This is a genomic window from Nostocoides sp. HKS02, assembly GCF_009707485.1.
GTDB lineage: Bacteria > Actinomycetota > Actinomycetes > Actinomycetales > Dermatophilaceae > Pedococcus.
In genome coordinates this window covers 706,247-718,542 of the sequence record NZ_CP046121.1, presented here as the reverse complement: position 1 = coordinate 718,542, position 12,296 = coordinate 706,247, and the positions used below count along the sequence as shown (strand labels likewise).

11 protein-coding genes and 1 pseudogene are annotated in these 12,296 nt (G+C 73.3%); all 12 read right to left on the bottom strand.

Annotated elements, in window-relative coordinates:
* Positions 1-43: 43 nt before the first annotated feature.
* Positions 44-436, bottom strand: coding sequence for a YchJ family protein (locus GKE56_RS03345; RefSeq protein WP_154683347.1), 393 nt, complete (start codon positions 434-436; stop codon positions 44-46).
* On the bottom strand, positions 433-1,158 hold the full coding sequence (locus tag GKE56_RS03340) for a VOC family protein (protein WP_154683346.1): 726 nt from the start codon (positions 1,156-1,158) through the stop codon (positions 433-435). The genes GKE56_RS03345 and GKE56_RS03340 overlap by 4 nt, the downstream gene beginning before the upstream one ends.
* 56 nt (positions 1,159-1,214) lie before the next feature.
* Entirely contained in the window at positions 1,215-1,877 is a 663-nt protein-coding gene (locus GKE56_RS03335; protein ID WP_154683345.1) for an NUDIX hydrolase, read from the bottom strand.
* A 27-nt stretch (positions 1,878-1,904) separates the two neighbouring features.
* Entirely contained in the window at positions 1,905-3,611 is a 1,707-nt protein-coding gene (locus tag GKE56_RS03330) for a CTP synthase (protein ID WP_154683344.1), read from the bottom strand.
* A gap of 11 nt (positions 3,612-3,622) precedes the next feature.
* Complete coding sequence (locus GKE56_RS03325; protein WP_154683343.1) at positions 3,623-4,732, bottom strand: glycosyltransferase family 4 protein; 1,110 nt, start codon at positions 4,730-4,732, stop codon at positions 3,623-3,625.
* The gene (locus GKE56_RS17795) at positions 4,729-5,664 is read right to left on the bottom strand and encodes a lipid II flippase MurJ (RefSeq protein WP_255424988.1); all 936 of its coding nucleotides are present in this window, start codon (positions 5,662-5,664) and stop codon (positions 4,729-4,731) included. Before GKE56_RS17795 ends, GKE56_RS03325 begins: the two co-directional genes overlap by 4 nt.
* 89 nt (positions 5,665-5,753) lie before the next feature.
* Positions 5,754-6,248 (bottom strand): annotated as a pseudogene (locus GKE56_RS18090) (lipid II flippase MurJ); the annotation flags it as partial.
* Between the two features lie 152 nt (positions 6,249-6,400).
* Positions 6,401-7,264 carry a hypothetical protein gene (locus GKE56_RS03310; RefSeq protein ID WP_230209155.1) on the bottom strand — a complete coding sequence of 288 codons (864 nt, stop codon included), beginning with the start codon at positions 7,262-7,264 and terminating at the stop codon, positions 6,401-6,403.
* Positions 7,265-7,299: 35 nt separating this feature from the next.
* Positions 7,300-8,241 carry a copper transporter gene (locus GKE56_RS03305; RefSeq protein ID WP_195908219.1) on the bottom strand — a complete coding sequence of 314 codons (942 nt, stop codon included), beginning with the start codon at positions 8,239-8,241 and terminating at the stop codon, positions 7,300-7,302.
* Entirely contained in the window at positions 8,238-9,422 is a 1,185-nt protein-coding gene (steA, locus tag GKE56_RS03300) for a putative cytokinetic ring protein SteA (RefSeq protein WP_154683339.1), read from the bottom strand. The genes GKE56_RS03305 and steA overlap by 4 nt, the downstream gene beginning before the upstream one ends.
* Before the next feature lie 107 nt (positions 9,423-9,529).
* Positions 9,530-11,260 (bottom strand): DNA repair protein RecN, encoded by a 1,731-nt coding sequence (recN, locus tag GKE56_RS03295; RefSeq protein ID WP_154683338.1) that lies wholly within the window; start codon positions 11,258-11,260, stop codon positions 9,530-9,532.
* Positions 11,261-11,311: 51 nt separating this feature from the next.
* Positions 11,312-12,271, bottom strand: a complete 960-nt coding sequence (locus GKE56_RS03290; protein ID WP_230209154.1) for an NAD kinase — start codon at positions 12,269-12,271, stop codon at positions 11,312-11,314.
* Positions 12,272-12,296: the final 25 nt, after the last annotated feature.

Genomic DNA, 12,296 nt, shown 5'->3' with positions numbered 1-12,296 from the left:
AGCGCCGGCAGTGCGGGTCAGTCGACCGGGTCAGTCGACCGGGTCAGTCGATCATGTCGCCGTCGACGTAGACCCAGTGCCCGGCCCGCCGCATGAACCGGCTGCGCTCGTGGAGGACTCCCCCGTCGTGCGCAGCGCGAAACTCCACCTCACCCGTGCGATCGTCGTACCGGCCGTCTGCGGTCGCGAGCACGGTCAGGCCGGTCCAGTCGGGCGACTCCTCGAGGCCGACCCGCGCGGGCCTGGTGCGCGGGTGCCAGGTGCGCAGCAGGTACGCCTCGTGGCGCCGCACGTATGCCGCGTACCGCGACCGCATGAGCTCCTCGGCGGTCTGCGCCTCGCGGGCGCCCAGGTGCAGCGGCTCGCAGCAGCCGGCATACCCCTGCCCACTGCCGCAGGGACACGGGGCTGCGCTCGTGGCGCCGAGCGCGCTCACGAGGCGTGCTCGGGCAGCAGGCACAGCTCGTTGCCGGCGGGATCGGTCAGGGGGATCCAGGGCAGGTCGCCCCAGTCGTGCACGAGCCGCGTCGCACCCATGGCCAGGGCGTGCTCGAGCACCTCGCCCTGCTCGTCGCCCGACTCGAGCCGCAGGTCGAGGTGCAGCCGGTTCTTGCCCTGCTTGGGCTCGTCCTCGGTCTGGAACTGCAGCACCGGCCCGTGGCCGGAGGGGTGGCGAAGCGAGCTCGGGCCGGCATCGCCGGCCTCGGCAGCAGCCCACCCGGACAGGTCGGCCCAGAAGGCGGCCTCGCGCACCGGGTCCGACCCGCGGATCGTCACCGCCGCCAGCGGTCCGGTGTCCGGATGCGCCCCGTGCTCCCCCACGACGCGGAACGGGTAGCCCTCGGGGTCGGCCAGCACCACTGCCCGCGCGCCATCGGCTGCAGGGCCTTGGCGCGTGGCCCCGAGGCCGACGAGGTGCTCGACGACCGCATCGGGCGTCGCCCCACCCCGCAGGTCCAGCTGCACGCGGGGCGCACGGGTCGAGGGCTCGGCGACCGGCTGGAAGCACAGGTCGAGGTTGGGGCCGTCCGGGGTGTGGAGGCGCGTCTCGAACCCGTCGGGGCCGTCCGTCAGCATGGTGGTGCCGAGCGCTGCCTGCCAGAACCGGCCCAGCCGCTGGGGGTCCACGGCGTCGAAGACCAGGTTCTCGAGGTACATGCCCCGAGCCTAGGACCAGCCGCCCGCGGTGCCCAATGCAGTCAGGTTCACCGTCGTCAGGCGGGGCGGGCCTCGCGGTATGCCGGGTGGCTGGGCCACGGGGCGTCGGCCGGGCGCAGGGTGGCCCAGCCGAGGTCGCGGGCGGCCAGTGCGGCCAGGGCGGCGATGGTGAGGGTCGAGTTGTGCACCCGTCCGGCGAGGATCGCGTCGCGGGCCTCTTCCAGGGGCACCCAGCGCACCGGCATACCGAGCTCCTCGCCGTCGCGCTCGTGGCGGTCGGCGTCGGGCACGGCGGCGAGGTCGCGAGCGAGGTAGACCCGCAGGGCCTCGTCGAGGCCGCCAGGCGAGCTCACGTAGTCGGCCAGCACGTGCCACGTCGCGGCGACCAGGTCGGCTTCCTCGTGCAGCTCACGGGCCGCAGCGAGCCAGGGCTGCTCGCCGTCGACGTCGAGCAGACCGGCCGGGATCTCCCACTCGAAGGCCCGGACCGGGTGGCGGTACTGCTGGACCAGGCAGAGGCGGTCCTGGTCGTCGAGGGCGGCGATGGCCACCGCGCCCGGGTGGCGGACGTACTCGCGGGTGACCTCGCCTGCCGCGCCGAGGTCGACGCGGTCGCGCACGACGTCCCAGACCAGCCCGCGCAGCGCCACCTCGGTGGTCACGACGGGCCTGGCCTCGAGACGGTCGGCGAGCGGCTCGGGCGCCACTTCCGGTGACACGTCAGGCGTCACTGTCAGGCGTCATGGTCAGGCGGTGGCGTCGGCGGTCGCGCGCGGGCGCTCGACCTCGACCAGCCGCGCTGCGCGCTGGCCGTCGATCGCGGCCTCGACCAGCCCGGCGAACAGCGGGTGGGCCCGGTGCGGACGCGACTTGAACTCGGGGTGCGCCTGGGTCGAGACGTAGTAGGGGTGGACCTCGCGCGGGAGCTCGACGAACTCGACGAGGTTCTTGTCCGGCGACAGCCCGGAGAAGACCAGGCCCGCCTCCTCGAGCTCGGCACGGTAGCCGTTGTTGACCTCGTAGCGGTGGCGGTGACGCTCGTCGACGGACACGGCCCCGTAGGCCCCGGCGACGACGGAGTCCGTGATCAGCTCGGCGGGATACGACCCGAGGCGCATCGTGCCACCGAGGTCACCGGCACCCTCGACGAAGGCCTTCTGCTCTTCCATGGTCGCGATGACCGGCGCGGGAGTCTGCGGGTCGAACTCGGTGGAGCTCGCGCCCGCGATCCCTGCGACGTTGCGTGCGTACTCGATGACCATGCACTGCAGGCCGAGGCAGATGCCCAGGGTGGGTACCCGCCGCTCGCGGGCCCACCTCAGGGCGCCGAGCTTGCCCTCGATGCCGCGCACGCCGAAACCGCCGGGTACGAGCACCGCGTCGACCCCGCCGAGCGCCTTCTGGGCACCGGCTTCGGTCTGGCACTGGTCGCTGGCGACCCAGCGGATCGCCACCTTCGCGTCGTGGTGGAAACCGCCGGCCCGCAACGCCTCGGTCACCGAGAGGTAGGCGTCCGGGAGGTCGACGTACTTGCCCACCAGGGCGATCTCGACGGTGTGCTCGGGGCTGTGCACCCGGCGCAGCAGCTCGTCCCAGTCGTGCCAGTCGACGTCCCGGAAGTTCAGGCCGAGCCGGCGGATGACGTAGGCGTCGAGGCCCTCCTTGTGGAGCACCTTCGGGATGTCGTAGATGCTCGGCGCATCGACCGCCGCGGCACAGGCCTCGGTGTCGACGTCGCACATGAGCGAGATCTTGCGCTTGATCCCCACGGGGATCTCACGGTCGGCGCGCAGCACGAGGCCGTCGGGCTGGATGCCGACCTGGCGCAGGGCCGCGACCGAGTGCTGGGTGGGCTTGGTCTTCAGCTCGCCGCTGGGTGCGAGGTACGGCACCAGTGAGACGTGCAGGAAGAAGACGTTGTCGCGGCCGACGTCGTGGCGGACCTGGCGGGCCGCCTCGAGGAACGGCAGCGACTCGATGTCGCCGACGGTGCCGCCGATCTCGGTGATGATGACGTCCGGGGCCTGCGCCGCGGGCACCCCGGGGCTGCCCGCCGCCTGGGCGCGCATCCGTTCCTTGATCTCGTTGGTGATGTGCGGGATCACCTGGACGGTGTCGCCGAGGTACTCGCCGCGGCGCTCCTTGGCGATGACCTGGCTGTAGATCTGCCCGGTCGTGACGTTGGCCAGGCCGCCGAGGTTGCTGTCGAGGAACCGCTCGTAGTGGCCGATGTCGAGATCGGTCTCAGCTCCGTCCTCGGTCACGAAGACCTCGCCGTGCTGGAACGGGTTCATCGTGCCCGGATCCACGTTGAGATAGGGATCGAGCTTCTGCATGGTCACCCGCAGACCACGCGCACGAAGCAGATGTCCGAGGCTGGAGGCCGTCAGGCCCTTGCCGAGCGAAGAGGCGACGCCCCCGGTTACAAAGATGTGTTTCGTCTGCTCCACCACGGGATTCAAGCCTACGTCATCCGGAGCAGGGTCGAGTACCACTCGTGCCAGCGACGCGCCGTGGCCTTGCCGTCGTCCCACGATCTGGCGCGTTCGCGCCCTTCGTGGGCGAGTCTGCCTCGCAGCTCGGAGTCGGTCAGGACCTGCTCGACGGCCTCGGCAACGGCGTGGGCGTCACCGACGGGCACCAGGAGGCCGGCGTCGCCCACCAGGTCCGGCAGGCCACCGGACCGGCTCGCGACGACCGGCGTTGCCGTCGCCATCGCCTCCTGGACGACCAGGGCGCGGGCCTCCCACTGGCTGGGCAGCACGAAGACCTCGGCTGCGGCGAGCCACTCGGAGGGGTCGGACACCGCGCCGACGAAGTGCACCGGCGCGCCTGTCTCGCGCGCCGTGCGCTCGAGCCCCGCCAGCAGGGCGGGGTCACCGTCGCCCACGACGACCCAGGTGGCCGGTGTCCCGAGCTGGCCCGCTGCGGCGACGAGCACCTCGAGGCTCTTCTGCGGGGCGATGCGTGAGATGGTGAGCACGAGCGGCCCGGTGACCGCGAGCCCGGCGTCCGTCACGAGTCGGTGCGCGAGCGCGGCGCGTTCGGGCGCCGTGGGCGTATGCCGGGTGAGCAGCGCGGGTACCCGGGGTGAGGGGACCGGGGCGAGCCGGGTGGTGCGCGCGCCGTGGGCTCGCGCCTCGTCCACGAGGTCGCTGCTGGCCCCGGTGACCAGGGCCGCGCGGGTCGCGACGAGCCGTTGGAGCAGGTGGGCGGCCCGTCCCCGGGCGCGACCGCGCGCGAGCACAGCGTTGTGCTGGCTGACCACCACGGGGGTCGAGGTCGCCAGCGCCGCGAGGAGCGCGACCGCGCCAGCCTGGTGGCCGTGCGCGTGGACGACGTCTGCGCCGCGGACCAGGCGGTGCAGCCGCCACAGGTGGCCCAGGGAGCTGCCCACGCCGTCGCGGGGGCTCGGCCACCACAGCCGCGCATCGGGGATCGCGAAGCGGGTCGCGGTCAGCGGGTCGGTCACCACCACGACGTCGTCGCCGAGGTCCCGCAGCTCGATGGCCAGATCGGCGGCCTGCAGGCCGATGCCACCGGTGCTGCGCCCGACGACGAGCACCACCCTCACGCGGCACCGCCTCGGCGGCGGGCGCGGCCTCGGGCGCGCACGGCCTGCATGGCGGCACGGTCGCCGACCATCATCACGGACAGGTAGGCGACCGCGGTGGCGAGTGCCACGACGGCGCCGCTGCCGACCGCGCTCCACAGCGAGTCGGGGGCCATCGCGCGGGCGACCACGTCACCCACCGCCAGGCCGACGGCCACTCCGACCACGGCACTGCCCAGGGTGCGGGCGCTGCCGGCGAGGGCCTGGTGGCCCCAGGTGCCGCGCACGAGCGCGACGAGCAGGACCGCCGACACCGTCATGCCCAGGGTCGACGCGACCCCGAGGACGCCGAGCGTCGTCGTCGCGCCGGACCCTGCTGGCACGAGGAGCAACGGCAGCACCGCGGCCACGGCCCACCCCGCTGCAACCGCCAGCGCGGCATACAGGGGCCGTCCGCGGACGTACAGCGCCCGGGTGAGCAGCGCGGCGACCCCGAACCCGACGACGCCGGGCGCGTATGCCGTGAGCGCCCCCGGGAGGGCCGCGAGTGCGAGTCCGCCCCCGCGGTGGGCGCCGCGGTCGAGGGCCTGGAAGAAGACGCCCACGGGGCTCGAGACAGCCATGAGCACCGCGGCCGCCCCGCCGGTGAGCAGCACGATGCCCTGGACCGCGCGGGCGAGGGTGTCGCGAGCAGCGGTGCCCACGGCGGTGGGGTCCACGGCGGTGGTGTCGACACCGTCAGCGGCATCGAGGGCGGTCGAGTGCGCCAGCGCCGGGAAGGCCGAGGTCGCGATCGGGACGGCGAGGACGGCATACGGCAGGAGGTACAGCGCCTGGACGTAGGTGTAGACGTTGACGGTCCCGACGACGTCGGTGCGGTGGTGCGCCACCCACAGGGTCGTGAACACGGCCGCCTGCTGGGCCACGAGCGCGAGCACCCCCGCACCCGCCAGCGAGCGCGCGCGCTCGGCCAGCCCCGGGGGAACTGCAGGGTCGGGCGCAGCTGGACCCCAGCCCGCACCACCGGCACGAGCAGCGGCAGGCTGAGCACGACCACCCCGAGGGTCGTGCCCCCGGCGAGCGTCCAGACGGCCGGAGCCGACACGGTGGCGGGGAGGTTCTCGTTGCCCGCGACCACGGCATAGAGCAGGTAGGCGACGATCACCACGAGGCTGGACAGGAGCGGCGCGAGGGCTGCGGCCAGGAACCGGCGGCGCGCCTGGAGCACGCCGCCCAGCACGATGCCCAGGCCGTAGAGGAGCACCTGCGGCGCGAACAGCACGAGCATCCGTGAGCCGAGCTCGACCTCGCTCGAGGTGGCCACCGAGCCCAGCAGCGCCCGGCTCACCCAGGGAGCCGTCAGGGCGAGCAGCACCGAGAGGGGGGCCAGCACCACGACCGCCCAGGTGAGCAGCGCCGAGGCCGCCTGGTCGGCTTCGCGGTCGCGGCCGAGAGCGAGCTGCCCGGCGACCAGCGGCACCGCGACGGCAGCGAGCACACCACCCGCCGCGACCTCGTAGACGATGTTGGGCAGCATGTTGACCGACTGGTACGTGTCGCCGACCCCGGAGGTGCCCACGCTGCCGGAGAACACCAGCGTGCGGGCGAACCCGGCCATCCGGGCGAGCAGCGTGGCCACCGCGATCACGCCGGCCGCCCGCGCCACCGACGAGCCCAGCGCGCGAGTGGTCATCGCGGGCGGCCCAGGGCGTCCAGCTCGCGCAGGACCGGCGTGGACTCGATCACCCTCGTGAACGAGACCTTCTCCGAGGCCAGCGTCAGGGCGACCAGCGCGGCCAGGGCGACCAGCCGCCCACGCCGGCCGGTGCGCTGCACCAGGGCTGCGCCGAGCAGAGCCCCGGCGCTGTTGGCCCCGGTGTCTCCGAGCATCGCCTCGCCCGCCAGGTCGGGGCCGAGCACGCCCAACGCCGCACCAGCCGCCGCACCAGCCGCCACACCAGCCGCCACACCAGCCGCCGTGGCCTCGCCGCGGCGCGAGGTCGCGGTGAGTACGCCGAGGACGGTCGTCACCTTGAGGGCACGCCCGGGACGCAGGTCGAGCAGGTTGACCAGGTTGGCGGTGCCCGCGACCACGGCTCCACCCACGAGCGTGTCGAGCGGCCGGATGCCGCGTGCGTCGCCGGCCTTCGCGGCCCGGCGGTCGACGAGCGCCGCCGCGACGAGGCCGGCGACCCCCAGCCCGATGATCTTGACCGCACCAGTGGTCACCTCGCCGTGGGCGAGCGCCCCGAGGTGACCGGCGAGGCCCTTGCTGTCGCCGTCACCGGCCAGGTCGTCGAGCGCGCCGAGTCCCGCGGCCGCGGATGCCGCCACGACAGGCCCGGCCCCCGCCCCGAGCAGCGCCGCGGCACCCACGGCGCCGACGGCGTACGCGGGGCCCTCGAGGAGGGTCACCGTGCGGCCGGCGTGGTTGGTGCGGTCCCAGCGCGCCGAGCCGCCCGGCGGGTGGGCGCGCAGCAGGCGCAGGGAGCCGGCCGCGAGGGCCGCCGCGACGACGCCGGACATCACCGCAGACGCCACCGCAGACGCCACCGCAGACCTCGGCCCCGACCCCACAGCGCGCATCGCTACTTCGTGGCCAGCTGGGGGAACGAGGCACTCGCGTCGCTCGCGAGCCCGTACTGCCCGACTCGGCCGGCCTGCTGCTCGAGGATGGCGAAGACGATGCTGGCCTGACCCATCGGGATCTCGGCGTCGTCGACCGTCGACAAGCCCTTGGAGATGTCAGCGTCGGCTCGTGCGGTGGCCACGACCGACGTCTCGTCCTTGGCCTGCACGGGCAGGGTCGAGCCTGCGAGCAGGGCACCGGAACCGGCGTTGTCCATCGCCGCTGCGACATCGGCCAGGGCCTTGGCGCGGGCGTCGCGGATGGTGGCGTCCGACCCGGTCACGGGCGCACCGATCACCACGGCGATGCTCGCGGGGCTGATGTGGTCGGGGGTGTAGCGGATCAGCTCCCCGGTGCGCAGGCCCTCCAGAGCCGCGGCCGCGCCCGTGGCCGGTCCCCCGGCCTTGGTCACCACGGCGCGGGCGAGGACCGCGTTGACGATCTCCCCAGTGGTCGGGTCGTTCGGGGCCTGCACGAGGCTGGCCAGCTGCTGACCCAGCGTTGAGCGGAAGGTCGCCTTGTCGGGGTCGGCCCACGCGTCGAGGACCGTGATCGTCGAGCCGATCCTGGCGCCAGCGGCGACCAGGGTGTCGGTGGTGGACTTGACCAGCCCGGCGTCGGCGCCAGGAAGCACGACAACGCTGACCGTGGTGTCGGTGAGCCGGCCGGACAGTAGGGTGCGGTTGCTCGCGATGGTGAACTCGTCGCGCGCCTGGTTGCCCCTGTCGGCGAGGTCGAGCTGGGCGCGCAGCGCGGTCTTGTCGTCGCGGAGGTTCTTGACCTCGGAGGTCAGGGTGTTGCCGATGTCCTCCTTGAGCGGGCCGGCACCGAGCACGATCCCCACGGCGAGGGCCAGGAAGATCGAGACGATGGAGACGAGGTGGTAGCGGAAGTCGATCACGTGACGATTCCTACGACGAAGGACCAGAGGTCGTCCCAGCGGGCGCCGACCACCTGGAGGAGCGCGCGCCCCCCGGTGGTGGACCACAGGGCGGCGAACAACGCGCCGAGGCCCACGAAGAGCATCAGCGACAGGGACAGGTTGGAGATGCGCGAGCGGTAGAGGCGGCTGACACCCTTGGCGTCGACGAGCTTGCCACCGACGCGCAGCCGGGTGAGGAACGTGCTGGCCATGCCGCTGCGGCCCTTGTCGAGGAACTCGACCAGGGTGGCGTGGGTGCCGACCGCGACGATCAGGGAAGCGCCCTTGTCGTCGGCGAGGAGCATGGCGACGTCCTCACTGGTGCCGGTCGCGGGAAAGACGACCGGCTCGATGCCGAGCTTGCGCACCCGGTCCAGCCCCGGGGCGTTGCCGTCGCGATAGGCGTGGACGACGATCTCGGCGCCGCAGCGCAGGGTGGCATCGGTGACGGAGTCCATGTCTCCGACGATCAACGCGGGTTTCAGACCCGCCTCGACGAGCGCGTCGGCACCACCGTCGACGCCGATGAGCACGGGGCGGTACTCACGGATGTAGCTGCGCAAAGTCCGCAGGTCGTCCTTGTAGTGGTAGCCCCGCACGACGATGAGGGCGTGCCGCCCCTCGATCTCGGTGGTGATGTCGGGCACCCCGACGCCGTCGAGCAGCAGGTCGCGCTCGCGGCGGAGGTACTCCATGGTGTTGGCGGCGAAGGCCTCGAGCTGCACGGCAAGCCCGGCGCGAGCCTCCGCCATCGCCGCCTCCACGATGTCGTGGTCGAACGCCTGGCCCTTGGCGACGACCTCGTCACCCACCCAGACGTCGTCGCCGTCGACCCGGACCTCCTGGCCCTCATGAAGGTCGTGCATGACGTCCTTGCCCACGTTGTCGATGAGCGGGATGCCTGCCTCGATGAGGATCTCGGGACCGAGGTTGGGATAACGGCCGGAGATCGAGGCGGCGGCGTTGATGACCGCGACGGGCTTGCACGCGAGGAGCGCCTCGGCGCTGACCTTGTCGATGTCCTGGTGGTCGATGACCGCGATCTCGCCGGGCCGCAGCCGCTTGGTGAGGTTCTTGGTCCGGGCGTCGACGCGCACCACACCGCGAACACCAGGGATCTGGGGTTCGCGGGAACGCTGACGGGGCATCTTCAGTGGCATCCTTTCCATCCTCCCACGGGCCCCTGGTCGCTCCGCGCCGCCCATGCGCGCCGCCGCGCCCAGTGGTGTGGAGCTTCAGTGCCGTCGAACCTCAGTGCGGTGGAACCTCAGTGCCGCGGACCGGGCGCGGCCACCGCCCGGCGCGACGCCGCCTCGGCGACGAGCTCGCGGGCGTGGTCGAGGGCGGCCTCGCTGTCGACGCCTGCCATCATCCGGGCGAGCTCGCGCAGCCGATCCTCGCCCTCGACAGGATGCACCCCGCTGGAGGTGATGTGCCCGTCGCTGGCCTTCCGGACGACCAGGTGGCGGTCGGCGTATGCCGCCACCTGCGGCAGGTGGGTCACGACGACCACCTGCGCGTGCTGGGCCAGCGCGGCGAGCCGGGCGCCGACGTCGAGCGCCGCGGCACCGCCCACGCCGGCGTCCACCTCGTCGAACACGAACGTCGGGACGTCCACCGCCCCTGCGGCGCCGGTCACGACCTCGAGCGCGAGCATGACCCGGGAGAGCTCACCCCCGGATGCCGCCTTGGCGACGGTCCGAGCCGGGCTGCCGGGGTTGGCCGCCAGCAGGATCTCGACGTCGTCTCCGCCGTTCTTGCCCAGCCCGGCAGCGCGTGGGCTGACCCGGACCTCGACGCTCGCCTGACCCATCGCCAGGTGGCTCAGCTCGAGGGTCACCGCCTCGGCCAGCTCGGCGGCGGCCAGGGTGCGCGCATCGGTGAGGGTGAGCGCCCGGGCAGCGAGCTCGGCCTCGAGCTGGGCCACTCGCGGCTCGAGCTCGGCGATGCGGCTGTCGGAGCTGAGCAGGGCGTCGAGCCGCTGGGCGGCGAGCCGCCCCCACTCGAGGACGTCGTCGACGGTCTCGCCGTACCGACGGGTGAGGGCGGTGAGGTCGGCGCGGCGCTGTTGCACCCAGGCCATCCGGGCCGGGTCCACCTCGATGTCACTGAGGTACGCGGACAGGTCGGTGGCCAGGTCCGCGACGAGGTAGCCGACCTCGGCGAGGCGCCGGTCGAGCTCGCGCAGGGCGGGGTCGTGGTCCACCTCGCCGGCCAGCGCCTGGCGGGCGGCGGCGAGGGTGTCCATGGCGCTGGGGGCAGGCTCACCGGCATACTCCTGCGACCCGGCGAGGTGGTCGTGGGCCGCTGCGGCGGCCCCCCGGAGCCCCTCGGCGTGACCGAGGCGTTCGTCCTCGACCCGCAGGTCGGCATCCTCACCGGGCTGGGGGTCCACCTGCTCGAGCTGGTCGAGCCCGTGCTCGAGCAGCTCGGCCTCCTGCGCCCGGTCGCGTGCCTGGGAACGCAGCTGGTCGAGCTCGCGGGTCGCGCTGTCGTGGGTCTCGAAGACCTCGGTGTAGGCGCTGAGGGCTGCCCGCAGGGTGTCACCACCGAACTGGTCGAGCATGGCGCGGTGCTGGTCGCTCTGGCGCAAACGCCACTGGTCGGCCTGACCGTGCACAGCCACGAGGTGTTCACCGATCTCGGCGAGCACACCGACCGGCGCGGTGCGCCCGCCGACATGGGCGCGCGAGCGTCCCTCTGCGGACAGCGACCGCACGAGGACCAGGCCGTCGCTCACGTCGGCCCCGGCCTCGGCGGCACGCACCGCGGCAGGGTGGTCGGGCGCGACGTCGACGACGCCCTCGACCACAGCCGTGGCCGCACCCGACCTGACCAGACCGGCGTCGGCTCGGGCGCCGAGCAGCAGTCCGAGGCCGGTCACGACCATGGTCTTGCCGGCGCCCGTCTCACCCGTGACCACGTTGAGACCGGCATGGAGGTCGAGGACGGCCTCGTCGATGACGCCGAGGCGCTGGATCCGCAGTTCCTGCAGCACGAAGCACACCCTCTCACGACGATCCGCTGCCACCGGTCAGGCAGCGCCGCGTCACGCCTGCTGGAGCCGAGCGGCGTCCTCGAGGCGCGCCGTGCCGCGCCAGCCGTGGATGTTGAGGTCGAACTTGGCCACGAGCCGGTCGGTGAACGGTGAGGTGCTGAGCCGGGCCAGGCGCACCGCGGTACCCGACCGGACGACCTCGATCCGGGCACCGGGCGGCAGGTCCACCGCGCGCCGGCCGTCGCACCACAGGGCACCCGTGCCCAGCGTGTCAGGGACCACCTCGAGGGCGAGGTGGGAGTCCGGTCCGACCACGAGGGGTCGGGCGAACAGGGCGTGGGCGCTGATCGGGACGAGCAACAACGCCTCGACGGCCGGCCACACCACCGGTCCGCCCGCCGAGAAGGCGTATGCCGTGGAGCCCGTGGGGGTGGCGACCACCACCCCGTCGCACCCCCAGGTCGTCAGCGGCCGGCCATCGATCTCGGCGACGACCTCGAGCATCCGCTCGCGGTTGGCCTTCTCCACGGTGACCTCGTTGAGCGCCCAGCTCGAGTAGACCGGGTCGCCGTTGACGTGCGCGCTCACCTCGAGGGTCATCCGCTCCTCGACGGTGTAGCTGCGCGCCACGATGTGCTCGACGGTCGCGCTGATGTCTTCGCGCTCGGCCTCCGCGAGGAAGCCGACGTGGCCGAGGTTGACCCCGAGCAGTGGCGCACCACTGCCCCGCGACACCTCGGCGCCGCGCAGGATCGTGCCGTCGCCCCCGAGAACGCAGACCAGCTCACACCCCTGGGCGGGGTTGTCGCCGTCGATGAGCGTCACCCCCTGCTGCTGGTGCAGGTTCACGGCGGCCGCCTCGTCGCGTTGGACGAGGACCTCGATGCCCGCTGCCCGGAGCCGCTCGACGACCGCGGCCGCGACGTCCGTCGCCTCCTGGCGTCGGGGGTGGGCGACGAGCAGGATCTTGCGGGGGCCGGTGCCGCCCGCGCTCACACTGCGTCCGTTCACAGTCGTCCCTTCGCTGTCATTGATG